This is a genomic window from Mesorhizobium sp. ES1-3 (assembly GCF_020164795.1).
In the GTDB taxonomy this organism is placed as follows: Bacteria; Pseudomonadota; Alphaproteobacteria; order Rhizobiales; family Rhizobiaceae; genus Mesorhizobium.
This window is the reverse complement of the sequence record NZ_JAIUGW010000011.1, coordinates 16,152-40,510: the sequence shown is the minus strand read 5'-3', so window position 1 is coordinate 40,510 and position 24,359 is coordinate 16,152. Positions and strand designations below refer to the sequence as shown.

General features: G+C 63.5%; 28 protein-coding genes and 1 pseudogene. 12 read left to right on the top strand and 17 right to left on the bottom strand.

Annotated features, from left to right (window positions below; all coding sequences use genetic code 11):
- Positions 1 to 38 precede the first annotated feature (38 nt).
- Both LB536_RS16635 and LB536_RS16630 read right to left on the bottom strand, forming a co-directional pair.
- Positions 39 to 1,073, bottom strand: a complete 1,035-nt coding sequence (locus LB536_RS16635; RefSeq protein ID WP_224594503.1) for an aspartate-semialdehyde dehydrogenase — start codon at positions 1,071 to 1,073, stop codon at positions 39 to 41.
- A gap of 108 nt (positions 1,074 to 1,181) precedes the next feature.
- On the bottom strand, positions 1,182 to 1,436 hold the full coding sequence (locus LB536_RS16630; protein WP_224594490.1) for a hypothetical protein: 255 nt from the start codon (positions 1,434 to 1,436) through the stop codon (positions 1,182 to 1,184).
- Positions 1,437 to 1,947: 511 nt separating this feature from the next.
- Between LB536_RS16630 and LB536_RS16625 the strand changes: the two genes are divergently transcribed.
- On the top strand, positions 1,948 to 3,816 hold the full coding sequence (locus LB536_RS16625) for a DEAD/DEAH box helicase (RefSeq protein ID WP_224594488.1): 1,869 nt from the start codon (positions 1,948 to 1,950) through the stop codon (positions 3,814 to 3,816).
- 35 nt (positions 3,817 to 3,851) lie between these two features.
- Here LB536_RS16625 and LB536_RS16620 read toward each other — a convergent pair whose 3' ends face one another.
- Both LB536_RS16620 and LB536_RS16615 read right to left on the bottom strand, forming a co-directional pair.
- Entirely contained in the window at positions 3,852 to 4,001 is a 150-nt protein-coding gene (locus LB536_RS16620; RefSeq protein ID WP_224594475.1) for a hypothetical protein, read from the bottom strand.
- Between the two features lie 27 nt (positions 4,002 to 4,028).
- On the bottom strand, positions 4,029 to 5,291 hold the full coding sequence (locus LB536_RS16615) for a glycosyltransferase (RefSeq protein ID WP_224594473.1): 1,263 nt from the start codon (positions 5,289 to 5,291) through the stop codon (positions 4,029 to 4,031).
- A gap of 137 nt (positions 5,292 to 5,428) precedes the next feature.
- Here LB536_RS16615 and LB536_RS16610 point away from each other — a divergent pair, with 137 nt between their 5' ends.
- The 4 genes from LB536_RS16610 (at position 5,429) to LB536_RS16595 (ending at position 7,875) form a co-directional block, all read left to right on the top strand.
- Positions 5,429 to 6,136: a DUF805 domain-containing protein gene (locus LB536_RS16610; protein ID WP_224594471.1), complete on the top strand. Its 708-nt coding sequence runs from the start codon at positions 5,429 to 5,431 to the stop codon at positions 6,134 to 6,136.
- A 170-nt stretch (positions 6,137 to 6,306) separates the two neighbouring features.
- Positions 6,307 to 6,858: a DUF805 domain-containing protein gene (locus LB536_RS31235; RefSeq protein WP_224594468.1), complete on the top strand. Its 552-nt coding sequence runs from the start codon at positions 6,307 to 6,309 to the stop codon at positions 6,856 to 6,858.
- Positions 6,859 to 7,004: 146 nt separating this feature from the next.
- On the top strand, positions 7,005 to 7,433 hold the full coding sequence (locus LB536_RS16600; RefSeq protein ID WP_140813734.1) for a polyketide cyclase: 429 nt from the start codon (positions 7,005 to 7,007) through the stop codon (positions 7,431 to 7,433).
- Positions 7,426 to 7,875, top strand: a complete 450-nt coding sequence (locus tag LB536_RS16595) for a MarR family winged helix-turn-helix transcriptional regulator (protein WP_224594464.1) — start codon at positions 7,426 to 7,428, stop codon at positions 7,873 to 7,875. The genes LB536_RS16600 and LB536_RS16595 overlap by 8 nt, the downstream gene beginning before the upstream one ends.
- A gap of 13 nt (positions 7,876 to 7,888) precedes the next feature.
- Here the strand turns inward: LB536_RS16595 and leuB are convergent, their stop codons facing one another.
- From leuB to LB536_RS16580, 3 genes are all read right to left on the bottom strand, one after another.
- Positions 7,889 to 8,992 carry a 3-isopropylmalate dehydrogenase gene (gene leuB, locus LB536_RS16590; protein WP_224594460.1) on the bottom strand — a complete coding sequence of 368 codons (1,104 nt, stop codon included), beginning with the start codon at positions 8,990 to 8,992 and terminating at the stop codon, positions 7,889 to 7,891.
- A gap of 155 nt (positions 8,993 to 9,147) precedes the next feature.
- Positions 9,148 to 9,498 (bottom strand): VOC family protein, encoded by a 351-nt coding sequence (locus LB536_RS16585; RefSeq protein WP_224594458.1) that lies wholly within the window; start codon positions 9,496 to 9,498, stop codon positions 9,148 to 9,150.
- Positions 9,499 to 9,511: 13 nt separating this feature from the next.
- The gene (locus LB536_RS16580) at positions 9,512 to 9,895 is read right to left on the bottom strand and encodes a RidA family protein (protein ID WP_224594454.1); all 384 of its coding nucleotides are present in this window, start codon (positions 9,893 to 9,895) and stop codon (positions 9,512 to 9,514) included.
- Positions 9,896 to 10,153: 258 nt separating this feature from the next.
- Between LB536_RS16580 and LB536_RS16575 the strand changes: the two genes are divergently transcribed.
- On the top strand, positions 10,154 to 12,814 hold the full coding sequence (locus LB536_RS16575; protein WP_224594450.1) for a tetratricopeptide repeat protein: 2,661 nt from the start codon (positions 10,154 to 10,156) through the stop codon (positions 12,812 to 12,814).
- Between the two features lie 161 nt (positions 12,815 to 12,975).
- Here LB536_RS16575 and LB536_RS16570 read toward each other — a convergent pair whose 3' ends face one another.
- The 3 genes from LB536_RS16570 to leuD form a co-directional block, all read right to left on the bottom strand.
- Positions 12,976 to 13,980 carry a L,D-transpeptidase gene (locus LB536_RS16570; RefSeq protein ID WP_224594448.1) on the bottom strand — a complete coding sequence of 335 codons (1,005 nt, stop codon included), beginning with the start codon at positions 13,978 to 13,980 and terminating at the stop codon, positions 12,976 to 12,978.
- 251 nt (positions 13,981 to 14,231) lie between these two features.
- Complete coding sequence (locus LB536_RS16565; protein WP_224594444.1) at positions 14,232 to 15,140, bottom strand: hypothetical protein; 909 nt, start codon at positions 15,138 to 15,140, stop codon at positions 14,232 to 14,234.
- 54 nt (positions 15,141 to 15,194) lie between these two features.
- Complete coding sequence (gene leuD / locus LB536_RS16560) at positions 15,195 to 15,800, bottom strand: 3-isopropylmalate dehydratase small subunit (protein ID WP_140813440.1); 606 nt, start codon at positions 15,798 to 15,800, stop codon at positions 15,195 to 15,197.
- A gap of 155 nt (positions 15,801 to 15,955) precedes the next feature.
- Between leuD and LB536_RS16555 the strand changes: the two genes are divergently transcribed.
- From LB536_RS16555 to LB536_RS16540, 4 genes are all read left to right on the top strand, one after another.
- Positions 15,956 to 16,381: a GNAT family N-acetyltransferase gene (locus LB536_RS16555; RefSeq protein ID WP_140813441.1), complete on the top strand. Its 426-nt coding sequence runs from the start codon at positions 15,956 to 15,958 to the stop codon at positions 16,379 to 16,381.
- 85 nt (positions 16,382 to 16,466) lie between these two features.
- Complete coding sequence (locus LB536_RS16550) at positions 16,467 to 16,784, top strand: ArsR/SmtB family transcription factor (RefSeq protein ID WP_224594441.1); 318 nt, start codon at positions 16,467 to 16,469, stop codon at positions 16,782 to 16,784.
- A complete protein-coding gene (locus LB536_RS16545) occupies positions 16,784 to 17,230 on the top strand; it encodes an SRPBCC family protein (RefSeq protein WP_140813443.1) in 447 nt (148 codons plus the stop codon). The genes LB536_RS16550 and LB536_RS16545 overlap by 1 nt, the downstream gene beginning before the upstream one ends.
- A 43-nt stretch (positions 17,231 to 17,273) precedes the next feature.
- Positions 17,274 to 17,801, top strand: a complete 528-nt coding sequence (locus LB536_RS16540) for an SRPBCC domain-containing protein (protein ID WP_224594439.1) — start codon at positions 17,274 to 17,276, stop codon at positions 17,799 to 17,801.
- Between the two features lie 58 nt (positions 17,802 to 17,859).
- Here the strand turns inward: LB536_RS16540 and LB536_RS16535 are convergent, their stop codons facing one another.
- Genes LB536_RS16535 through LB536_RS31230 form a run of 4 tightly spaced genes read right to left on the bottom strand, consistent with a single transcriptional unit; the run spans position 17,860 to position 21,557 of the window.
- Positions 17,860 to 19,026, bottom strand: a complete 1,167-nt coding sequence (locus LB536_RS16535; RefSeq protein WP_224594432.1) for an NAD(P)/FAD-dependent oxidoreductase — start codon at positions 19,024 to 19,026, stop codon at positions 17,860 to 17,862.
- A gap of 27 nt (positions 19,027 to 19,053) precedes the next feature.
- Positions 19,054 to 20,670 (bottom strand): ATP-binding protein, encoded by a 1,617-nt coding sequence (locus LB536_RS16530; protein WP_224594429.1) that lies wholly within the window; start codon positions 20,668 to 20,670, stop codon positions 19,054 to 19,056.
- Positions 20,661 to 21,353: a response regulator transcription factor gene (locus LB536_RS16525; protein ID WP_224594424.1), complete on the bottom strand. Its 693-nt coding sequence runs from the start codon at positions 21,351 to 21,353 to the stop codon at positions 20,661 to 20,663. Before LB536_RS16525 ends, LB536_RS16530 begins: the two co-directional genes overlap by 10 nt.
- A 3-nt stretch (positions 21,354 to 21,356) precedes the next feature.
- Positions 21,357 to 21,557, bottom strand: coding sequence for a hypothetical protein (locus LB536_RS31230; protein ID WP_318013010.1), 201 nt, complete (start codon positions 21,555 to 21,557; stop codon positions 21,357 to 21,359).
- Between the two features lie 441 nt (positions 21,558 to 21,998).
- Between LB536_RS31230 and LB536_RS16515 the strand changes: the two genes are divergently transcribed.
- Both LB536_RS16515 and LB536_RS16510 read left to right on the top strand, forming a co-directional pair.
- Positions 21,999 to 22,889, top strand: a complete 891-nt coding sequence (locus LB536_RS16515) for an HpcH/HpaI aldolase/citrate lyase family protein (RefSeq protein WP_140762404.1) — start codon at positions 21,999 to 22,001, stop codon at positions 22,887 to 22,889.
- A gap of 39 nt (positions 22,890 to 22,928) precedes the next feature.
- The gene (locus tag LB536_RS16510; protein WP_015314987.1) at positions 22,929 to 23,135 is read left to right on the top strand and encodes a DUF1737 domain-containing protein; all 207 of its coding nucleotides are present in this window, start codon (positions 22,929 to 22,931) and stop codon (positions 23,133 to 23,135) included.
- Positions 23,136 to 23,160: 25 nt separating this feature from the next.
- Here the strand turns inward: LB536_RS16510 and LB536_RS16505 are convergent.
- The 3 genes and pseudogenes from LB536_RS16505 to LB536_RS16495 all read right to left on the bottom strand — a co-directional run.
- A pseudogene (locus LB536_RS16505) lies at positions 23,161 to 23,436 on the bottom strand (metallopeptidase family protein); the annotation flags it as partial.
- A gap of 19 nt (positions 23,437 to 23,455) precedes the next feature.
- Positions 23,456 to 23,893: a hypothetical protein gene (locus LB536_RS16500; RefSeq protein WP_224594422.1), complete on the bottom strand. Its 438-nt coding sequence runs from the start codon at positions 23,891 to 23,893 to the stop codon at positions 23,456 to 23,458.
- 7 nt (positions 23,894 to 23,900) lie between these two features.
- Positions 23,901 to 24,323 (bottom strand): metallopeptidase family protein, encoded by a 423-nt coding sequence (locus LB536_RS16495; protein ID WP_224594420.1) that lies wholly within the window; start codon positions 24,321 to 24,323, stop codon positions 23,901 to 23,903.
- Between the last annotated feature and the right edge of the window lie 36 nt (positions 24,324 to 24,359).

Genomic DNA, 24,359 nt, shown 5'->3' with positions numbered 1-24,359 from the left:
CAGCGGCGGTACGGCCCGTGAGCGAAAACTGACGGCCGTCAGGCCGCCTTCTTCTTCGGCTGGATCAGGCCGCGCTCGACCAGCAGTTCGGCGATCTGCACCGCGTTCAACGCCGCGCCCTTGCGCAGATTGTCGGAGACGATCCACATCGACAGGCCGTTGTCGACGGTCGAATCCTCGCGGATGCGCGAGATGAAGGTGGCGTCCTCGCCGGCCGATTCCAGCGGCGTGATGTAGCCGCCGTCCTCGCGCTTGTCCAAGACCTGGCAGCCCGGAGCCTCGCGCAGGATGTCGCGCGCCTCGTCGGCGGTGATCGGCTTCTCGAATTCGATGTTGACCGCTTCCGAATGGCCGATGAACACCGGCACGCGAACGCAGGTCGCCGTCAGCTTGATCTTGGGGTCGAGCATCTTCTTGGTCTCGGCGACCATCTTCCACTCTTCCTTGGTGAAGCCGTCGTCGAGGAAGACGTCGATATGCGGAATGACGTTGAAGGCGATGCGCTTGGTGAACTTCTTGACGTCGACCTGGTCGGCGACGAAGACCGCGCGGGTCTGAGTAAAGAGCTCGTCCATGCCTTCCTTGCCGGCGCCCGACACCGACTGGTAGGTGGCGACGACGACGCGCTTGATGGTGGCGGCGTCATGCAGCGGCTTCAGCGCCACGACGAGTTGCGCCGTCGAGCAATTCGGGTTGGCGATGATGTTCTTGCGCGTGAACAGCGAGATCGCGTCCGGATTCACCTCGGGCACGATCAGCGGCACGTCCTGGTCGTAGCGGAAGGCCGACGAATTATCGATGACGACGCAGCCCTGCTTGCCGATCTTCGGCGACCATTCCTTGGAGACGTTGCCGCCGGCCGACATGATGCAGATATCGGTGTCGGAAAAATCATACTGGTCGAGCGGCCTGACCTTCAGCGTGCGGTCGCCGAACGACACTTCCGTGCCCGTGCTGCGCCGCGAGGCGAGCGCCACGACTTCGCTGACCGGAAAGCCGCGCTCTTCCAGAATGTTGAGCATTTCCCGGCCCACATTGCCCGTGGCGCCGACGACTGCAACCTTGAAACTCATAGAAATCTCCTGTCCCTCTCCGCTTGGTTTTTTGGAGAAAACCCGCCGGCCAAGTGCGGGTTCCGTCCCCCGGGCCGGACCCGGGAGAGGGTGGTTAGGCCAAGGGAATCACACCGTTTTGGTGGGGGTTTTGGTAGTTTTCTTGGCCAAGAATGGGGTTTTGCCGGAACGAGACGACGCGCCGACACGCCCGGCCCAATGGTTCGCATCGAGGCTGGGGGCGTCGAATGCAAGAAGAGCCATCAAAAGGCCGCGCATCGAAAAACGATCCCGTTCGAAGCGGGCTTTTACGCGGTTTGTGGCAGGAGTCAATTGGCGGCGCGCCGCGGAGTGTCTCAGTTTGAAATTTTGGCTACGCTTCAATCACGTGTCCGAAAGCAGTGATCGGATGTAGCGTGACCGCCGGTCGTTCCAGCCGCAAATTTTGCAGCGCGAGCCATCGAACTCATGAGGGCAGTTTTCATATCCGTATACAAGGTGGGAGCACTCAGGACAAAGGTATGCCATTTTGGAGGATGAAGCACGATATTTGCTACGGCACTCGTCGCAGCGTCTCCACTCGTCATCGTTTGTTTCTGTTGTGGTGGGCATCAGCCGTTCACCGATCGCTTCTTGTAGGGACCGCGCTTTCCTGGCTTCGCTGCAACTCATGCTTTCCGCTAAGCATATAGGCGCTTTCGCCTACGCCTTCAAACGGGACATGCGGGAGGGTGAATTTCAAACTGAGACACTACCCGCGCCGCATAGCGTTCAGGGCACCTGTACAAGAAGGGCGGCAGGAAGTACGAACGGCCAAGATTGTTTGGCTGGCGCGGCGCCAGCCCCGGCATGTGCTCCATGATGAGCGCAGAACCCTGAATTCCGAAAGAACGAGATGTCCAACTTCGATGGTATTGTTCCCGCGCTCGCACAAGCGCTGGAAAAGCGCGGTTATTCCTCCCTGACACCGGTGCAGAAGGCGGTGCTGGAGCTCGGCCAGGCCGACGCTCTGGTGTCGGCGCAGACCGGCTCGGGCAAGACCGTTGCGTTCGGCCTTGCCATGGCGCCGACGCTGCTCGACGGCGCGGAACGTTTCGGCCAGGCGGCGGCGCCGCTGGCGTTGGCGGTGGCGCCGACGCGCGAGCTGGCGCTGCAGGTGACGCGCGAGTTGGAATGGCTCTACGAGCCGACCGGCGCCACGGTTGCCTCCTGCGTCGGCGGCATGGACATGCGCACCGAACGGCGCGCGCTGGAGCGCGGCGCCCACATCGTCGTCGGCACGCCGGGCCGGCTGCGCGACCACATCACCCGTAATTCGCTCGACATGTCGACGCTGAAGGCCGTGGTGCTGGACGAGGCCGACGAGATGCTCGATCTCGGCTTTCGCGAAGACCTCGAATTCATCCTCGATGCCGCACCGGCCGACCGCCGCACGCTGATGTTCTCGGCCACCGTGCCGCGCTCCATCGCCACGCTCGCCCAGGGCTATCAGCGCGATGCCGTGCGCATCTCGGCCGCCGGCGAGGAAAAGCAGCATCTCGACATCGAATACCGGGCGCTGAATGTCGCCCAGGCCGACCGCGAGAACGCCATCATCAACGTGCTGCGCTTCTATGAAGCCAAGAATGCGCTGGTATTCTGCAACACGCGTGCCGCCGTCAACCATCTCACCGCGCGCTTCAACAATCGCAATTTTTCGGTCGTGGCGCTGTCGGGCGAGCTCAGCCAGAACGAGCGCAGCCATGCGCTGCAGGCGATGCGCGACGGCCGCGCCAAGGTGTGCATCGCCACCGATGTCGCGGCGCGCGGCATCGACCTGCCCAACCTCGAGCTGGTGATCCACGCCGACCTGCCGACCAACCCGGAAACGCTGCTGCACCGCAGCGGCCGCACCGGGCGTGCCGGACGCAAGGGCGTCAGCGCGCTGATCGTGCCCAACAGCGCCCGCAGGCGCACCGAGCGGCTGCTGCAAAGCGCCAAGCTGACGGCGACATGGGCGAGCCCGCCCTCGGCCGACGACGTAATGCGGCGCGACGACGAGCGCATCCTTGCCGACCCGGCCTTCGACGAACCGGTGAAGGACGACGAGCGCGCTTTCATCGACGCGCTTCTCGCCAGGCACGGCGCCGAACAGGTGGCGGCCGCTTTCGTGCGCCAATGCCGGTCCAGCCGCTCGGCGCCCGAGGACCTGATGGATGTCGCACCTTTCACACCTTCGCGCGAAAGACCGGCGGGCGAGAAGTTCGCGCACCGCGACGAGGCGCCCAGCCGCCGCGACGATTTCGGCGCCAGTGTCTGGTTCTCGCTGTCGGTCGGGCGCCGGCAGAATGCCGAGCCGCGCTGGCTGATCCCGATGCTGTGTCGTGCCGGCAGCATCAGCAAGCGTGAGATCGGCGCCATCAAGATGCAGCCGGAAGAGACGTTCGTGCAGATCGCCGCCGACTGGGCGGAGCGTTTTCTCGCCGCGATCGGTCCCGACCGCAAATTGCAGGGCAGCATCGTGGTCAAGCGACTGGAGGGCACGCCTGACTTGTCGCGGGCGGGCTATCAGCCGCCGAGCCCGGACAAGAAACCGCATCGCGGCAAGGCGTCGTCCGACCCGAACGCACCGAAGCGCAAATTCGAGAAGCGTGCGCAGGCTTCGACCGACCAGCGCCCGGCAGCCGCGCATGAGGCAAAACCGTGGGCGAAGAAGCCGGGCAAGCCGAAATTCGAAAATGCCGGCGCGCCGAAGCACAAGAAGGCCAAGAAGCGTCCGTCGTAAGACCGGCGCGAATGCGGGACCGCTGATTTTGCGCGTCAGGGTGCGCTCGTCTCGGAATGCTGGCGGGATGCGCTTTCGCCGAGGCCGGCCTTGATGGCGGCCCAGCTTGCCGAGGCCGGCGTCGGCCGGTGGTTTTGGGCGATGCGCTCCGCCAGCGAGGAGCGCCAGGCGTGGTCTTCCGCCATCCTGCGGATCGCGGCGTACCAGCCGGCCTAGTCGTTGGGGTCGATCGCCGGCATCAAGCCGCCGCTTGCCTCGATCAGCGACGGCGCGGTCGAGACGATGACCGGAACGCCGAAGTCGAGACACTCCGAGGCGCCGTAGCCCCAGCCCTCTATATGCGAGGGAAAGACGCCGAAGGAGGCGCTGCGATAATATTGGATGAGTTCCTCGTCGCTGACCAGCCCGGCGAACGTGACCGACTGGAGTAGCTCCGGATGCGCCGCGAGGTAGGCGCGCAGCGGCTCGATCATCCAGCCCCAGCGCCCGGCGCAGACAAGCCTCGGCAGCTTGACGCCTTCTTCCAGTGCCTGCTGCCAGACGCGCGCCAGGAGGATGTGGTTCTTGCGCACTTCGATGGTCGAGCAATAGATCACGAACGGTTCGCCCGTCTCGATGCGCGAGGTCGCGCCCATGCGCGAAGCGGTTTCATGCAGGATGGAAGGCATCGGAAACCGGTACACCACAGGCGCGGCGATGCCGGCCTTGCGCATGTGATCGGTCAGCGTCGCGCCGACCTCGTCGGAGGCGCAGAACGCCGGCGCGCCGGCGCGCACCAGCTGTTCGAGACAAGAGCCGAACCGGGCCTCGGCGATGCTCGAACCGATCAGGTCCGGGCGCAGTGTCGGGATGAGATCATGGCAAAGGAAGGCAAGTTTGCCGACGGCGCTCGAGACCGCGGATCGGTGCTGCTGGATCAGGAAGTGATGGCTGATCAGCACGAGGCCCGGCTCCACCTCGATGCTCTGGCCCGGCGCATCGGGCTCCGCGCCCAATCGGATCCATGCCCGCTGGTACAGGCGATAGGCGCGGATCAGCAGCCGCGTCGCCTGGTAGGCGACCCCTTTGCGGCCGTTGGTCACCGTCTTGGCAAGATGACGGTCCGTCTCGCGCTTGTCCCATGGCTGTTGCCTCACCGCCGCGAAAGTCTGCGACAGGGCCGTGCGTCTTCCCGGCCACCGTTTGACGCGGTGCGGTGAAATCCGGTCCGCCGCGACATGATCCAGTTCATAAGGGGTAAGCGGCCGAAACTTGGCCTCGTTCGGCCTGTATGCCACCACCTCCACGCAAGGATCCGGATCCGCCAGCGCGGCGTTGACGAGAAAGCTCTCCACGCGCGGAATGCCCGCCAGGCCCTTGCCGGGCGGCCAGAACATCAGCCCGGTGGCGTCGATGGCCAGAGAGGCCCGTCCCGATGTCATCGTCGCCTCGCCATCCGTGGTCACCGCGCCGGCATCGGAACCTTCGACTGTCATTGTCTGCCTTGGCCAAAACGGTTGCACTCGATGTCTTATGCTTCATTTGCCGCGAAGGCGGTAGCCATGGGCGGCTTGCCCATCGGCTCGGCCGTGTGCCACATCTTGGCAGGGACGTGGCGACAAGGGGGTGGGCGATGCGCGGCGAAGTGCTCCACTATGACGAAGACCAGGGCTTCGGCTTCATCACCGGAGCCGACGGCAACCGCTACACCTTCACCCGCGAGAGCCTGCGCCGGCAAACCGCCATGCCCAGCGGGACGGTGGTCGAGTTCCAGGCGGGCGGCGGCCAGGCGCGCGACGTCTTTTCGATCGCCCAGACCACAGGCCCGGTCGCCGACGCCGGGGTCAGCGCCGCGCCGGCTCAGTCCGGTCCCGTGCCCATGGCCGGCGCGTCGCAGCCGCAGCATTTCGGCCGATCGTCCGAGCCGGCCGAGCCCACCGATCTCTGGGGCTATTTCTGGCGTGGCTTGACCCGGAACTATTTCAATTTTCGCGACCGCGCCCGCCGCAAGGAATATTGGGGCTATTGCCTGTTCTGGACGATGGCACTGTTGGTGGTCATCGGCACCGGCGTTTTCGCCGATTTCGAGATGGGCAATTTCGACAACGCCGAGGTGCCGGCGATGACAGTCGGGCTTTTCGGCCTTTTCCTGCTCGCCACCTTCCTGCCCGGTCTCGGCATGATCGTGCGTCGCCTCCACGACCTTGGCCTGACCGGCTGGCTCTGCCTGCTGATCCTCATCCCGACCGTCGGCAGCCTGATCATCCTGGTCTTCGCGCTGATCCCGACACAGGCGCGGGAAAACCAGTGGGGACCGGTCCCGGCTGGAGTCAGGACATAATCTAGCGTGCATATTGCAATTGTTAACAACCCTGGATAGCATTTGTTCATCGCATCGCAAGGGGGGAAGGCTATGCGCGGCACAGTTTATCACTACGACCAGGATCAGGATTTCGGTTATATCAACGGGGTCGACGGCACCCGCTATTTATTTGCGCGCAAGGATAGGGGGTGGCCCTCGTCAGAGGCGCTGTCGTCGAGTTCCAGCCAGACGACGGCGCGGCGCATGATATAGTCGCCGTGCCCTCGCCGTCTTCAGGCGCGGGTCAGCCACCGCGGCGAGGCCAGCCTGCCGAAAAGCGGTCTGCCGGTTCCACGGGACTCTGGGCCTATTTCGGGCGCACGGTGAGCGTGAATTATTTCAATTTCAACGGACGCGCCCGCCGCAAGGAATTCTGGGCCTTTTGGCTATGTTTTCTTCTTGTGCAGGTAGCGCTTGTTGGCTTCGGGATCCTTGTCAATCTCGCCGTCAACGGCTTCGGCGCCAATGCGGGCAGGAGTTCGATAGGCTTCTTACCCGCCATTATCTACACGCTGGCGTTCGGCTTCTCATGGATTGCGTTAGTCGTACGACGCCTGCACGACGTCGGCCTGAGCGGCTGGCTTGTCTTGGTCTGCTTCATCCCGGTCATCGGCGAAGCTGCCTTGCTGGTCCTCGGACTTATGCCGTCCCAGGGAGGCAAAAACCCCTGGGGATCGGTACCGGCAGGGGTCAGGGTTTAGCGACCAGTTCCCGAGAGAAAGTCACTCCCAAAGAACGACCGTTCCGACCTTCGTCATGGAGGAAGATTCCGCTTGCAATTTAATCCGTGCACAGATAGTCTGCGCACGGATCGAATATCGATCGGGCAAGATGGATGGAGCAGACAATGTGGACCAATGAATACACCGCGACTTCTCCGCTTCCGGCGCAAGCCATCTGGAACGCGCTCAAGGCCTTGCATGAAGGCCGCCTGACCTATGAAGGCTCCGACACCTTCGTGCTGCACGGGCCGTTCGCCAAGGGCAGCCGCGTGTCGGTGACGCCGGTCGGTCAGGACACGTTCGAATCGACCATCGTCGATCTCGTCGACAATGTGACCTATGCCGACGAAACCTCGTTCGGCGACACGACGCTGCTGTTCCGGCACACGCTGGTGCCCGTCGAAGGCGGCACGCAGGTGACGCACCGGCTCGATATCTCCGGCCCTTCGGCCGCCGAGGTCGGTCCGGAACTCGGGCCGCAGATCAGCGGGGATTTCGACGTCTCGATGACCAGACTGTTCGAACAGGCGGAGGCGTTGGCGAACCATGGCTGAACTCGACACGCGATTCAAGGGCGGGCCATCGGAGAGCCCCGGATTGCTGCTCTGGCGAACCACCATGCGCTGGCAGCGCGTCATGACGGCGGCGCTGGCGCCGCTCGACCTGACACATGTCCAGTTCGTGCTGCTCGCCTCGGCGATGTGGCTCGGCCGCAATGGCGAACCGCCCAACCAGGTGCAGCTCGCCGCCCAGGCCGGCACGGAGGTGAAGATGACATCGGATGTCGTCGCCCGGCTGGAGGCGAAAGGATTGATCGCACGCGAGCCTGATCCCCGGGATTCCCGAGCCAAGGTGATCCGCGTCACATCAGCCGGGGCAGCGGCCGCACAGCAAGCGATCGTCGCCGTCGAGACCGCCGACGCGGCCTTTTTCGAGCCGGTGGACGAGGCGCAGCTCGTCGTCCTGCTGCAGCAGCTTGCCGGCGAGATCCGCTGAGGCCGAACGAGCGTTAAGCCAGGAATTTTGCTATGATGGCGTCGCCCATCTGCACCGTGCCGACCTCGGTCATGCCATCGGACATTATGTCCTTCGTCCGAAGACCGGCATCGAGCACGGCGGCGATCGAAGCTTCGAGCCTGTCGGCCTCATCGACCATGCCGAAGGAATAGCGGAGGCACATGGCGAAGGAGGCGATCATGGCGATCGGGTTGGCGATGCCCTTGCCGGCAATGTCGGGCGCCGAGCCGTGTACCGGCTCGTAGAGCGCCTTGCGCTTCTTGGTCTTCACGTCGGGCGCGCCGAGCGAGGCAGACGGCAGCATGCCGATCGAGCCGGTCAGCATGGCGGCGATGTCGGACAGCATGTCGCCGAACAGATTGTCGGTGACGATGACGTCGAACTGCTTTGGCCAGCGCACCAGCTGCATGCCGCCGGCGTCGGCCAGCATGTGGTCGAGCTTGACGTCGGAATAGCGCGCTTTGTGCGTCTGGGTGACGACCTCGTTCCACAGCACGCCCGACTTCATGACGTTGCGCTTTTCCATCGAGGTAACATGGTTCTTGCGGGTCCGCGCCAATTCGAAGGCGACGCCTGAAATGCGCTCGATCTCGAACGTGTCGTAGACCTGCGTGTCGATGCCGCGCTTCTGGCCGTTGCCGAGATCGATGATCTGCTTGGGCTCGCCGAAATAGACGCCGCCGGTCAGCTCGCGCACGATGAGGATGTCGAGGCCTTCGACCACTTCCTGCTTGAGCGAGGAAGACGCGGCCAGCGCCGGATAGCAGATCGCCGGGCGCAGGTTGGCGAACAGCTCCATGTCCTTGCGCAGCCGCAGCAGGCCGGCCTCGGGGCGTACCTCGTAAGGCACGGCATCCCATTTCGGGCCGCCGACGGCGCCGAACAGCACCGCGTCCGCGGCAACAGCTTTTTCCATATCGGCATCGGAAATCGCCGCGCCGTGCGCATCGTAGGCACAGCCGCCGACCAGGCCCTCATCGGTGACGAAGCCGCTGCCGAGTTTCTCGTTCATGGCGGTGATCAACTTCTTGACCTCGGCCATGGCCTCGGGGCCGATGCCGTCGCCGGGGAGCAGGAAAAGATGCTTCGTTGCCATGGAGAAACCGTCCTGGAAAGATTTGAACCGCGGCCTTGCTAAACGCCAAGCGGTTGCAGCGCAAGGGGACGATGAATGGCGCGGCGAAGGACCTGTCTCCGCGATCCTTCACGCCAGCATATCCAGCCGTCGCGACTACGCCTCACGGACGATGGTCACCGATGCGCGAGAATGTTGACCAGCCGGCCAAGGGGATCGCGCACATAGAAGCGCCGCACGCCCCAGGGTTCATCGGCCGGCCCGTATTCGACGGCGAAACCGGCCGCCTTCATGCCGTCGAGCGCCGCATCGACATCGTCGACCTCGATCGACAAGTCCGGCACCGGCGTACCCGAGCCGCCTTGCGCCATGAAGCTGACCTGCACCTGCATCGTTTCCCCGGAACCGTAGGTTACGATCCAGCCCTGGTCCATCAGGATGTCGAGGCCAAGCACGTCATGGTAGAAGCGTCGCGCCGCTACCGCGTCCCGTGTCTCGATATTGGCCACGATACGGCGGACCTTCATCGCCTTGATCCCCTCAGGCCGTGCGTCGCAGAGCCGTCACCTCGATCTCGATCTTCATTTCCGGCTTGTTGAGCTGGCACACGATCATCGTCGCCGCCGGCCTGATGTCGCCGAATGTCTCGCCGAGGATCGGGAAGACGACATCCACGAAAGCCTGGTCGGTGATGTAGTAATGCGCGCGCACTACATCCGCCATCTCGAAGCCGCCGTCCTGCAACGCCTTGCCGATCGTCGCCAGGCAGTTGCGCGTCTGCGCCTCGATCGTCTCCGGCATCGTCATGGTGGCATAGTCGTACCCGGTCGTCCCGGACACGAAACACCACTCGCCCTGCACCACGGCGCGCGAATAGCCGGCGGTCTTTTCGAACGGCGAGCCGGTTGAGATGAGTTTGCGCATGAGGAGCCTCAGATTGTTGCAACCATTCTGTGAGGAAAACGCCGATCCTGCGATGGGCCAATACGGGTGGATCGGCGGTGCAGAATCTGTGAGGTCGACGCGCCAGCCCTCTTTCCAGCAACCTCTTCCAGGACTCAACAAGCAAGCATATCCGCAGCGGCCGCAGCGATTGCAATTTCTGCTTGCATTCTGGAACAAAAACAGAACTAATAGTAACCGCAAGGGCCGTAACAGTAGCTCCGGGGGGAGAATTAGACCATGTCACGCTGCACTGGCGCGCTGGCGAGCGCTGCTGTTTCAATTCTTTTGCTCTGGACGTCCTCTGCGCTGACCGCGATTGCAGTGCTCGGCGTCGCGACCACGACGACGCTCGCCGACGACGCGGTGAACGGACAGAGCGCCACCGCAACCGCCCCGGCCGCGACCTGGCCCGCGGCCAAGCAGAGTGCGAGCGAAGATATTGCGCCTGTCGATTCGAGGTTGGCCAAGCTGATCGACGATGCGGATCCCCGCGTCCTGGTCGCGGTGTCCAAAGGCGACAGCCTCGCGCACGACGGTAAGTACGACGAAGCGATCAAGGCCTACGAAGAAGCCATCGCGATCGCTCCTGAGAGCCCGCTTGCCTATCTCGGTCGCGGCAAGGCCTTTGACGGCAAGAACGACTATACCCGCGCCATCGCCGACTACGACAAGGCCATCGCTATGATTCCGGATATGGCCACGCCGCTCATGCGCCGTGGCATGGCCAAGGCCGCCGCGGGCGACGCGGTCGGCGCGCTTGCCGATTGCATGGGGGCCGCCAGGCTCGATCCAAAAGCGGGCGGCGCCTACTTCTGTTCTGGAGCGGCCTGGTACGCCACGGGCGACCTCAAGCGAGCGATCGAGGCCTTTTCAGTGGCGATCGAGATCGATCCGAAAGACGCCGCCAGCCATTACGGACGCGGCATGGTGCAAGCCGACGGCAAGAACTATGCCGAGGCCGTGGCCGACTTCGACCAGGCGGCAAGACTCGACTCGCACAATCCAAACTACGCGGCCGCCCGCAACGCGGCGCTGGCGGTACAGGCCAAAGGCGGCGCCGGCGCGAATGCGATTGTACCACCCTCAAAGAAGCTCACGGCTTTCGTCGATCGCGGCTATGTCTTCTACCACAGGGGCAAATATGATCGTGCGATCGCCGAATACAACAAGGCGATCGCGCTCGATCCGAAAGATGCCTCGGCCTATGTCGGGCGGGGCATCGCGCTGGTCGACAAGGGAAAGTATGACGCGGCGATCGAGGATTATAACAAGGTAGTCGAACTTAATCCCGATTATTCAGACGTTTACATCGGCCGTGCCGTCGCGTGGACCAAAAAGAATGAGCCGGATCGCGCCATAGCCGACTTGAGCCGCGCTATCGAACTCGATGCCGATTACGCGCCGGCCTATTTCGGGCGTGGCAGCGCCTTCATCGACAAAGGCGACTACGACCGGGCAATTGCCGATTTCGACCAGGCGCTGAAACTCGATCCCGGGATGGCGCTTGCCAGCAAGGGCCGAATGATGGCCGTGGCGGCGAAAGACAAAGCCACGGCAACCAGGCCTGCCGGCCAGGCTCGAAACAAAATCGTCGAGGACGCTATCGAGCAGGGCACGATCTGGCGCTCCCAAAATCAATTCGACCGCGCGATCGAGCAGTACGACATAGCGGTCGCCGCCGATCCATCCAATGCCGGCGCCCATACCTTGCGCGGTTTCACCTTTGCGTTGAAGGGCGACCTCGACCGGGCGCTGTCCGACTACAACAAGGCGATTAAGCTCGATCCAAAGTCGATCGACGCCTATTTCTACCGTTCCGCCATCTGGCGGCAGAAGGGCAAGATCGACCGCGCCATTGCGGATCTGAGCACCATCATTTCGTTGCAACCGGCCAATGCCGACGCTTATGTGCTGCGCAGCCGGGCCCGCGCTGTAAAACACGATTGCGATGGCATCATCGCCGATTCGACAGAGGTGATCGGGCTGCGGCCAACGGATGCGGAAGCATGGTTCAATCGCGGGTTCTGCTGGAACAGGGAGAAACAATACGACCGCGCCATCGCCGATCTCGACGAGACTCTACGCCTCGATCCAAACTACACCAATGCTCGCAAGGAGCGCGACGATGCGACCGCGGCGAGAGCGGCCAACAAGCAGACGCCAACGACCGGGACAGCAGCAACGGCGCGCGACGCCACAAAGAGTGGCATGGCCCTCTACAACAAGGGTCAATACGACCTTGCGATTGCCAAATTCGATCAGGCGTTGGCGCTCGAATCCAACGATGCGGAGGCTTTCGGATATCGCGGTCTCGCATGGGGGCAGAAGGGCAATTACGATCGCGCCATAACGGACTACGGCAGCGCGATTGCGATCGAGCCAAGGAACAGCAGCTATTATTCCGCACGCGGCTTTGCCTGGACGGCCAAGAACGACCACAAACGTGCCATCGACGATTTCGGCAAGGCGATCGAATTCGATCCCACCTACCCCCTGCATTTCCACGCTCGAGCGATCAGCCGGATGACCATAGGCGATTACGACGGCGCCATAGCAGACTATGACAAAGCCATCAGCCTTAGTCCGGGCGTCGCCAAAATGCGTGTCGATCGCGGTATCGTCTGGATGGTCAAAGGCGATGCGAAGCGCGCTCTGGCTGATTTCGACATGGCGATCCAGATCGATCGGAACGGTCCGGGCGGCTACTTCGGCAGAGGTCTCGTGCAGGCACGCGCGGGCGATCACGACGGCGCAATCGCCAACTTCAATCACGCGATCAAGCTTTACCCCAACTATGCCGATGCCTATACTTTCCGGGGCCGCTCCTGGCAGGCAAAAGGCAATACCAAGCGAGCCAAGGCCGACCGCAAGAAGGCGCTGAGCCTCGGCGCAAACTAAAGCTTGTCCGGTTGGCATTGCGAGCAGCTTCGGCCGGCCCATGGCCGGCTCCGAGCGGCAAACGCCGCAATGGATTTTGACATTGAAGATCTCGCGCGCCGGCTACCGTGAGGTGCTCTACCTGCGGCACCGGCTCAGGGGTCTGCATTGCCCGCCATGCGTCAGCCGGGTTGGCCATTGGCCGATTCAGCCGTTTCTCCGGTGAAGACGACCCTTGTGCCTTTCTGCACCTCAAGGGCGAGGTCTTCGGCATCCCAATTGGTCAGTCTGATGCAACCATGCGAAAAGGTCTTCCCGATCTTGGCTGGTTCGGGCGTGCCGTGAATTCCGTAACTTTCAATGGACAGGTCGATCCACACCGATCCGACGGGATTGTTCGGCCCTGCGGCGATGGTGAAGGGCCTTTTGGTTCTTACCCCCTTGAAGGCGAAGTGGGGATCATAGTGATAGGTGGGATTGTGGACCACGCGTACGACTTGTGTCTCGCCGCTCGGCGCCGGCTTCTCTTCGCTCCCAATCGAGGCGGGGTAGACCGCAACCACTTTGCCGGAATTGTCGAGAACGCGAACTTGGCGCGCGGCCTTGTCGACCTCGACGCTGGCAACGGCCGAGGGCGGATCGCCTCGGTCGATAGCCGGCACCAGCAACTTTGCGCCCGCCGTCCTGAAGCTGACGCCCGAGTTGAGCTTTCGCAGCAATTGTTCGCTGATGTGGAAGTGCTCTGCGATCCGTTCCAGCGAACTGCGATAGCCGAGCCTGCGCAGGCGAGCCATTCCTTCCATACTGGCCGGAATGCGCTTGGTAAACGGTCCACGCACATCCTTGCGCGTCAGTTCGTAGTTCACGAGAACCGCGCCTGGTGAGGTTGCGACCAGCTTGTCCCAGGTCTCCCGGTTGAGCGGGCCGTCGGCGGGCAGCGCGTTGGCCGCCTGAAAGGCCCGGACCGCCTTGGCGAAGTTCTCCGCCTGGCGGCCGTCAATGAGGCCAGGCGAGAACCGCGCGCGATCCAAAAGGATTTGTGCCTTCAGCGTGGTCGCATCGGCGCCCTTCGGTGCGTCATCGCTGAATTGAGCATCGTTGACGGCGGCTGCGTCCAGCTTTGCCGCCTCCGTGGCGCCAGATGCGAAGGCGAACAAAACAAGCGCCAGAAGAACGAGCCTGACCATCAATGTTACTCCAGGCACTGCCGCGCGAAGCTGCTTCTATGACGCGGCGCGGCCGATCTGGTTCCATTTGTCCCAGCGAATATCGCCGTCGACGCGGATTGGGCGAAGACCGTCCTCGATCTCCGCGCCGGCGACCGGCGCTCAAAGGAAGAAAAACCGCAGTCCCGCGCGCGTCCGCAACAGTGGACGGTTGTCGCGCGTAGGCCGGAAGAAATTCGCCCCCGACCCTGTTTTCGCCGGAAATGCTCTAGCTAATTCGCCGACCCCAGCGCCTTGTCGAGCGCTTCCTTCACGTCGGCCGGCCATGTCGTCACCGCGGGCCATGCGCTCGGCTGCCCATTGTCGCCGCGGCGGGCGAAGTAGAGCTGGTGCTTGGCCGGGTCGACCGCCATGAAGCCGTCATTGCCGCCGCAATCATGCGGCACGCAGCCGCTGGCGTAGAAGGCGCCCGAAGCGGTCTTTTCGGTGCCACCGCCGACCAGCAGGCTGGTCGCCATGTCGGGCATGTCCTTGCCGAGCAGTTTTTCGGCTTCCTTGTAGACGGCCTCGTTGTGGAAGGCGTCGATGATGTTGTCGTATTTCGACGGGTCGATATCCTTCCAGTCGGTGCCCGGCTGCGGCACGTAGGTCAGATTACCTGAAATGGTCAGCCCTGTGGTCGGCGACCATTGCAAGGCCGGCTTCTCGTCACCGGGCAGCAAATAGGGCACGAAATAGATGGCGCTGTCGGACACCGCCGAGGGCGGCGCGCCGCACTCGTCCTGCTCCACGGTGGTGCTCTGGATCTCGCCGCCTTGCGGCTTCCAGACGATCACCTTGGCCGGACCGCACTGGTTGCCGCCATCGCCGACATCGATCAGCGCGACGTTGACGTCACCGATCTTGACGATCTTGTCGAAGAAGACGTCATAGTTGCTGGCCAGCTGTTTGCCGTCATAGGACAGCACCTTCTCGCCGTCCTGCTCCGGCTGCGTGATGGTCAGCTGGCCGCCTTCGAACGGGATCGGCGCCTGCTTGTCGTCATCGGCAGCGTTTGCGGTATCCGTGTCAGCAGCCGGCTTCTCCGCCGAAGGGGGTGTCTGGGTCTGCGTTTGCGCAAACGCGGTGGGCGCCACCGACAAGGCCAGCCCGCAAACGCCGGCAAGAAGCTGATGTCTCATGACTGTCCCTCCCTCGGTCGCCGCTCGGCCCGAAAGGACCGGTCTATTCGCCGCTCAAGCCCAGGGGCGCAGTTCGGCGTTCTTCTTCTCGAACGAGGCGATGGCGCCGGCCTTTTCCATGGTCAGGCCGATATCGTCGAGCCCGTTGAGCAGGCAGTGCCGCTTGAAATCGTCGAGATCGAATTTGACCACGCCGCCGTCCGGACCGCGAATTTCCTTGGCTTCGAGATCGACCGACAGAGTGGCGTTGGAGCCGCGCGAAGCGTCATCCATCAGCTTCTCCAGATCCTCGGGGCTGACGGTGATCGGCAGCACGCCGTTCTTGAAGCAGTTGTTGTAGAAGATGTCGGCAAACGAGGTCGAGATGACGCAGCGTATGCCGAAATCGAGCAGCGCCCACGGCGCGTGCTCCCGGCTCGAGCCGCAGCCGAAATTGTCGCCGGCGACGAGAATCTGCGCCTTGCGGTAGGCCGGCTTGTTGAGCACGAAATCCCGATTTTCCGAACCGTCGTCATTGTAGCGCATTTCGGCGAACAGGCCCGTGCCAAGCCCGGTGCGCTTGATCGTCTTGAGATAATCCTTCGGGATGATCATGTCGGTGTCGACATTGACGATCGGCATGGGAGCGGCGACGCCGGTGAGCTTGGTGAATTTTTCCATGGCTTTGGCCCGTGTTTTTCGTTGCGGGGGATTTTCTGAGGCCCGGTTTACACAAAGCCGCGGGCAAATAAAAGGCAACTGTTTGCGCGCGCCGGCACGAAGGTGCCGCACAAAACAGCTTCGAATTCGCCGCCCGATGGTGCAGTCTGGTCGCCATGGCAGAAGACTCCCATGTCCTCTACGCGCGCGAACCGGCGCTCGGCATTCCCGAATTCCGCCGCGTGCTGGTGGAATCCGGTCTCGGCGAGGTCAGGCCCGTCGATGACGAGGCAAGGCTGAAGGCGATGCTGGAGGGCGCCAACCTGATCGTGACCGCCCGTCTCGACATGGAAGCCGCGCCGCTGATTGGCGTCGCCCGCTGCCTGACCGACTTTTCCTGGGTCTGCTACATCTCCGATCTCGCCGTCTCGGCCAAGGCGCAAGGCCTGGGCATCGGCAAGGGGCTGATGGACGAGGTGGCCCGGCAGCTCGGACCGTCGGTCGCCATCAGCCTGATTTCGGTGCCCGACGCTGTCGGCTTCTACGAACGCATCGGCATGCAGCGCATGCCCGACGCCTTCTGGATCTCCCGCAAGCGCTGATTTCTTCTCCTGTTGCCGCCTACGGCCGGCAACGGCGCGCGATCTTATCGCTTGACATGCAACCAAATGGTTGCATATTAGAGGCATGAGCATGGATGCAGTCTTTCGCGCCCTGGCGGACCCGACACGCCGGCAATTGCTGGACAGCCTCCATGCCAGGAACGGGCAGACGCTGAATGCGCTGTGCGCTGAGATGGCCATGACCCGCCAGGCGGTGACCAAGCACCTGGCGATCCTGGAGGAAGCAAACCTCGTCACCACCATCCGCAAGGGACGCGAGAAAGAGCACTATCTCAACCCGGTTCCGATCAACGAGATCGCCGAACGCTGGATCGGCAAATTCGAGCGGGGGCGGCTGACCGCCCTCAGCGACCTGAAGAGACGCCTCGAAAGGGAAGACTGATGAGCAACAGTTTCGTTTATGTGACCTATATCCGAACCACGGCCGAAAAGCTCTGGGAAGCGTTGACCGACCCGGAGTTCAACCGGCAGTTTTTCCTCTGCTCCTATCAGGAGAGCGAGTGGAAAGTGGGCTCCAGCTGGAAGCTGATCTTCCCGGACGGGCGCGTTGCCGACAGCGGCGAGATCCTCGAAATCGACCCGCCGCGGCGCCTGGTCATAAAATGGCGTAATGAATGGATGCCCGAGGTCAGGGAAGACGGCTACACACGCTGCACCTTCACCATCGAGCAGGACGGCGAACTGATGAAGCTCGCCGTCACCCATGAAGCGGACGGGCCGCACAGGCTGATCGGCAATGTCGCCAAGGGCTGGCCGCTGGTGCTGGCCAGCCTGAAGAGCCTGCTCGAGACCGGCCAGGGGTTCGAACGCCCGCCGTCAAAAAACTGAAGGCTCGTTTCGACTGCGAAACGAATTTGATGTGGAGATATCCATGATGCACGCTCTCAGGGTGCGGAGCATGACCAACGGCGACACCGTCATGGCGTCCGCCGAAATGGAAGCACCGCCGGAACGCCTCTTCGAGGCGCTGGTCGGCAAGGAAGTCGAGCAATGGTGGGGGTCAGCCGACACCTACCGGATGGTCGACTGGTCGGCCGACCTGCGCGTCGGCGGCCGTTGGAACGTTATTGTCCGCACGGCCGACGGCACGGACCTGCCGGCGAGCGGTGAATTCCTCGAGATCGAGGTGCCGCGCCGGATCGTGCAGACGCGAGCCTATGCATGGGACCATCCCACGCTTGGCCGGCGGCAAACCACGGTCGCCTGGCTGCTGGAACCGATTGCCAGGGGCACGCGCCTCACCATCTGCCATGGCGGCTTCGCCGGGCTGCACGAGGCGGCGGCCGAACATGCAGAGGGGTGGGCGCGGGTGCTGGCCTGGCTGCAGGCGCATGTCGAGGCCGGAAGACTGGCGGTGGCCGCGGGCAATGCGCTCAAGGTTGACGCGATGATGGCGTAGACGCGGCTTCCCTTCTCCCCTTCTTGTGGGAGAAGGGAGAGGCATGCCCGCCCAGCCCTCAAATCACATTCAATTCCCGGAACGCCCTTCCCTCCGCCACCCGCGAATACCCGAACGCAGAGCAGTCGATCGTCCGATACCCACCATGCACCAAAAACTCGGCCAGCGCCTTGCCGACCGCAGGCGCCTGCTGCAGGCCGTGGCCGGAGAACCCGTTGGCGAACAGGAAATTCGTGACCTCGGGATGCGGGCCGATCACCGCGTTCTGGTCGAGCGTGTTGTAGTCGTAGTGACCGGCCCAGGCGCGCGTCGGCTTGATCGCCTCGAAGGCCGGGATGCGGGTCGCCAGCACCGGCCAGATCGCCTCTTCGAAGAGCGGCCAGTCGACGTCGAAATCCCCGGGGTCGGCCGGGCCGTCACCCTCTTCCGGCTCGGCGCCGCCGGTGAGGTAGACCTGGCCTTCCGGCCTGACATAGATTCCGGAGGGATCGACCAGCAGTGGCATGTCGGCATATTTCTCGCGCGCCTCGAAGACGAAGACGTTGCGCTTGCGCGGCTCGACCGGCAGCATCAGTCCGGCAAGGGCGGCGACCTTGCCGGCATTCGGTCCGGAGGCGTTGATGACGGTGCCGGCCTCAAGCCGATCGCCATTGTCGAGGCTCACGCCGGTGACGCGGTCACCTTGCCGCTCGATGCCGGTGACCGAAGCGCTGATGAAGTCGATCTTCTTCTGCCGCAGCGCCTTGCGGAACAGCATCAGCATGGCATGGGCGTCGAACCAGCCTTCGCCTGTCCGGCCATAGGCGCCGGCGGTGATGCCTTCGGTCGACAGCCAGGGGAAGCGGCGCGTCAGCTGGTCGGCGTCCTCTAGCAGGATGTCGGCGCCCTCGGCGACCTGCGCCGCGTGATTGGCCCTTAGGATCGGCAGCCCGGCCTCGCCGGCAAGGATGAGATAGCCGCCTTCGCGAAAACCGATATCGGCGTCCGCGCCGAATTCTTCCTTCAGCCGCCGGAACAGTTTCAGCGTGAATTGCGACAGGCGGATGTTTTCCGGAATCGAGAATTGCTGGCGGATCGAGGCCATGGATAGCGTCGTCGCCGCATGGGCGAATTGCGGGTCGCGCTCGATCAGCGCGATCGAGCCAGAAAAACCCTCCTCGCGCAGATAGTAGGCGACCGAGGAGCCGACGATGGCTCCGCCGATGATGACGATGTCGTAGCGCACTTTTTCCTCCGATCCGCCGTCCGCAATCTACGCGACCGGCAAAGTGATCTCGAAGCGCGTGCCGCGCTCGGAGTCAACCAGCCGGATCGTACCATCATGCGCTTTCAGGAGGGCCAGCACGATGCCGAGGCCCATGCCGGTGCCGCCGGTAGAGCGGCGCGTGGTGAAGAATGGCTCGAAGATGCGCGCCCGATTGCTTGGCGAAATGCCGGCGCCATCGTCGCTGACCAGAACCGTCGCCTTGCCGCCGGCGCTTGCGGCAATAATCGAAACTTGCGTCGCGCCATGCCTGGCCGAGTTGTCGATGAGATTGCCAAGCACGATTGCTCCGTTCTCGGCCGAGATGCGCAAAGCCAGATCGCCGCCGGCCTCGATGCGAATCGCCAGCCTGTTGTCGACGGGAAGCAGCGCCAGCGCCGCACCGACCGAGGTGCTTTCGCCGCTGGGTGCGAGGTTTTCGGCCCGCGCCAGGTCGAGCAGGCGGCGGACCAGCAAATTGAGCCGCCCGGCATCGGTGACGATATTGTCGGAGAAGCGCCGCCGCTCGCCATCGTCCATCGCGCTGCCTGAATCGCGCAGCAGTTCGGCCGCGCCCTGGATCGCCGTCAGCGGCGATTTGAGTTCATGCGAGACATGGGTGGCGAAGGTCTGGATCGAGTCCGAGCGCGCCTGCAGTTTTTCGGCCATGTCGAGGAAAGCGGCGGAAAGCTCCGCCATTTCGCGCGTGCCATGGTGGTCGAGCGGCCGGATCGCGTCGCGCTCGCCGGCGGCAATGCGCTGGGTGCGGTCGATGAGCGCATAGATCGGCCGGCTAACGGTGCGCAGGAAGACGAGGCCGATGAGCAGCGTCCCGCCGAGGATGGCGATCGCCGCCGCTGTCACCTTGCCGCGTTCGCCATAGAGATGTTTTATGATGTTGTTGGGCGTCCGCGAGACATAGACCACGCCGGCGACCTTGCCGTCGACGGCAACCGGCAGGGCGACGAAGACGCGCACCCTGGTGCCGCGGCTGACAGAATAGAGCGGCGGCGCCGGCTGGTTGGGGATGCGTAGCCTGAGCGCGCTGGCATAGCGCCCGGCGAGCGCCTCACGCACCTCCTCGACCCCGGCAAGCGACTGCCCGACCTCGTCGCGCCCGGCAATGACGACGCCTGTGGGATCGAGCAGCCGGAAGCCGGCCAGCGTGGTTTTCTGCGTCGCATCGAGAATACCCGACAGGCGCGCCCCGATAGCGGCAAAAGCGGGATCGGCCATGGCCGGCATCCCCGCCGGCCGGGTCGCAAGCACGTAATCCGAGGCGAGATCGAGCTGCGGCTCGATCGGCCGATAAGGCGAATCGGGATTGGCGCCTCGGCTCGCGCTGCCGTTGGCCGGCGGGATTGGCGCGCCGAGCTTTTCCGGCGAAATGCCGCCGTCGTGCACCTCCTGCGCATAGATGGCGGCGATGGCCGCCCCTTGCGCGATCAGCTCCGCCTCGGTCTGGCGGATCAGCTGGTTCTCATAGAGGCGAAAGAAGAACAGGCCGACCAGCGGCAGGGCCATCACCAGCATCAGGATGGCGACGACGACCGTGGCGAGGCGCGGCCGCCATTTGCGGCCGATCCACTTGCTGCCCATCCATTTTCTGGAAGTGGTCAGCCGCATCGGCCGAGCCGGAAACCGACGCCATGCACGGTCTCGATGGCATCCTGGCACCCGACCGCCGCCAGCTTGGCGCGGATGTTGCGGATATGGCTGTCGACGGTGCGGTCGGCGACATGGATCTTGCCGGCATAGGCATTGGCCATCACCGCGTCGCGATCGAGCACATGGGTGGGCCGCGCCAGAAACCCTTTCAGGATCGAGAATTCTATTCCGGTCAGGGCCAGCGGCCTGCCGTCGAAGCCGGCGCCATGGCTGGCCGGCACCAGCGTGAGCTTGCCGTGGATAAATTGCCTGTCGTCGGCCGGTTCGGGTGCTGCCGGGCGGGCGCGCCGCAGGATGACGTTGACCCGGGCGACCAGTTCGCGCGGGCTGAACGGTTTGGTGACATAGTCGTCGCCGCCCATTTCGAGCCCGAGGATGCGGTCGATCTCCTCGTCGCGCGCGGACAGGAACAGCACCGGCACGTCTGATCGCTGCCGCAGCCGCCGGCAGACCTCCAGCCCGTCCATCTCCGGCATGCCGATGTCGAGCACGACAAGGTCGGGCGTGCGCCGTTCGATCGCCTGCAGGGCGGCGGCGCCATCGGACACGGCAGCCGTCTTCATGCCGGCCTTTTCCAGCGCGAAGCAGATCACTTCGCGGATATGCGGGTCGTCGTCGGCGACGAGGATGTGATGCGGCATCGGTCAGCGGCCCGGCACAGGTTCTGCGATGCCAGGAGTAACGATCGGCCGCCTGCTGTCGAGATAGCGAAGCAGGCGCCAGTCGCGAAAACTCCAGCTCCGCCAGTTTTCCAGCCCGGGAAACGCGCCCGGACCGAGCGAGCGCGGATACCAGGCGTCGAGGGGAATGCCCTGGCCGGTCATTTCGAGGGGAGTGCTCGACATTGTAATTGGCGATCAGCGTTGCGAAATCGATGAAACAGCAGGCATCAAGCGCTAGGGATAACGTCGGAAGATTGGCGGACAGCAGCCATTCTGGATTTTCCAGCACGATACGGGCGCAAAAAGGGGATGACAATTGCGGCGGGCTTCGCGCGTGGCGGATCGACCAGCCACCAGCCTTCGCTGCGCAGCCGATGGGGCAGACGGGGTTTTGCTTGCTTGTGCATGCCGCCTGTCTCGCAGGCTGGCAGGGAGGCCGCAGGGCGGATTCGAGGAGGTTTTCGGCAATCGCGTGCAGTTTTCGTGCAGGGGTCGAGTCACCCGCCCCTCCGAACGTCAGCGCCGCCTTCGACGGTTGGCTTGCGTCCGGCACAATCGTATGGCTCGCCGAAGCGATTGCAGCACGTGCTTGCTTCGACCAACCACACGCGGCATAGATCGGACATGGAAACCTACCGCCCGCGCCGCTCCGTGCTCTATGTCCCGGCCTCCAGCGACAAGGCGCTGGCCAAGATCGCGCGGCTTGCCTGCGACGCCGTCATCATCGACCTCGAGGACGCCGTCGCTCCCGCCGACAAGATCGCCGCGCGCGAAAAACTGGCCGGCATTTTCGCCAACCGTCCTGATGCCGGCCACAATGGCCGGCGCTGCGAGATGGTGGTGCGCGTCAATGCGCTGTCCAGCGAATGGGGCACCGAGGATCTTGCGGCCGTGGCCAAGGCGGAGCCGGACGGCATCCTGCTGCCCAAGGTCGACACGCCGCGCGACGTGCTTGAGGTCGGCGACGTGCTGGACGACAATCTTGCTCCCGATAGTGTGAAACTATGGGCGATGATCGAGACCCCCAAGGCCATGCTCAACATCGGCGCCATCGCCGAACTCGGCCGCGACCCCGCCTCGCGGCTGGATTGTTTCATTGCCGGAACGAATGACCTGATCAAGGATACAGGCGTGCTGGCGACGCCGGACCGCGCCTATCTCCTGCCATGGCTGATGCAGATGCTGCTGGCGGCGCGCGCCGGCGGCATCGACATGCTCGACGGGGTGTTCAACGATTTTCGCGACCCGGACGCGTTTGCGCGCGAGTGCACGCAGGCCGCCGCCATGGGCTTTGATGGCAAGACGCTGATCCATCCATCGCAGATCGAGGCCGCCAACCATGCCTTCGCCCCGTCGGCGCAGGCGCTGGCCGAGGCGCGCGCGGTGAAGGATGCCTTCGCGCTGGCGCAAAACAGCGGCAAGGGCGTCATCGCGCTGAATGGCAGGATGGTCGAGCGGCTGCACCTGGCTCAGGCCGAAAAACTGCTGGCGAAGGCTGCCGCCATCGGCGCATGATATTCGTCGGCTTGGGATACACGACAGGAAATTTGGACGATGAAACTCTACCGCTTTCTCACCGCTCCGGACGACGCCAGTTTCTGTCACAAGGTGACGGCGGCGCTGAACAAGGGCTGGCACCTGTTCGGCTCGCCGACCTACGCCTATGACAAGAAAACCAAGACCATGCGTTGCGGCCAGGCCGTGGTGAAGGATGTCGACGGCCAGGAATACGGGCCGGATACCAAGCTCAGCGACTGGTAGGGGGAGGCCCCTCCCTCCCTTCAGCCTACTCAGCCGCCTCTTCGATTCGCTCCATGTCATCGTCCGACAGGCCGAAATGGTGGCCGATCTCGTGGATCAGCACGTGGGTGACGATGTCGCCCAACGATTCCTCGTTTTCGGCCCAGTAGTCGAGCATGGCGCGGCGATAGAGGGTGATGCGGTTCGGGCCTTCGCCGGTCTGCGGGTTCCAGCGTTCGGCGATGCCGCGCCCCTCGAACAGGCCGAGCAGGCCGAACGGGGTCTCCAGCGACAAATCGTCCATGATCTCGTCGGTCGGGAATAGGGGCCGGACACCCATCTCAGCGATTGGGAGCCGCTACGGTTTCCCAGGCCGCTGTAATGCTGTTAAGTTTTGCGTCTGCGAAACCGTCAGCGTCATCGCAGCCGAAGTAAAGGATCGATAGCGCCGCATGAAGGCCTGGATAGGCGGAGACGGTATCCATCTTGGCGAGGACTTCTGGAACCGGCAGTGTCTTGCGCCTGATCTTGCATAAAGCGCAGTCCGCGATCATCGGTGCCAGCGGATGGTCGAATTTGGCCAGCAAAAAATCAACCAACGCCGTGAGGGTGGCGGGCTCGACGGCAGCACTTGCGGGCGGACGGCAAAGCTCATCGAGTGCAAGGAATGCGGCATTCGGTGAAATCCCGATGGCCGTTTCAATCAGGTCGCGACTCAGCAAAATGTCGCGATAGGGCCAATTGCAGTCGATCCGATCGGCAAACTCTGCTTCCGTCATTTGAGTGCTACTCAGCCGCCTCTTCGATTCGCTCCATGTCATCGTCCGACAGGCCGAAATGGTGGCCGATCTCGTGGATCAGCACGTGGGTGACGATGTCGCCCAACGATTCCTCGTTTTCGGCCCAGTAGTCGAGCATGGCGCGGCGATAGAGGGTGATGCGGTTCGGGCCTTCGCCGGTTTGCGGGTTCCAGCGTTCGGCGATGCCGCGCCCCTCGAACAGGCCGAGCAGGTCGAACGGCGTCTCCAGCGACAAATCGTCCATGATCTCGTCGGTCGGGAATTCGGCGATCTGGATGACGATCTCGCCGGTCAACTTGCGAAAATCCTCCGGCAGATGGGCGTAGGCCTCCAGCGCCAGGAACTCCAATTCCTCCATCGAGGGCGCAAGTTCGCCATGCCAGCTGCGAGTCTTGTAGATGCGGGCCATGCTTTGTCCTTTGATCCCGGCATATAGGCTTTCGCG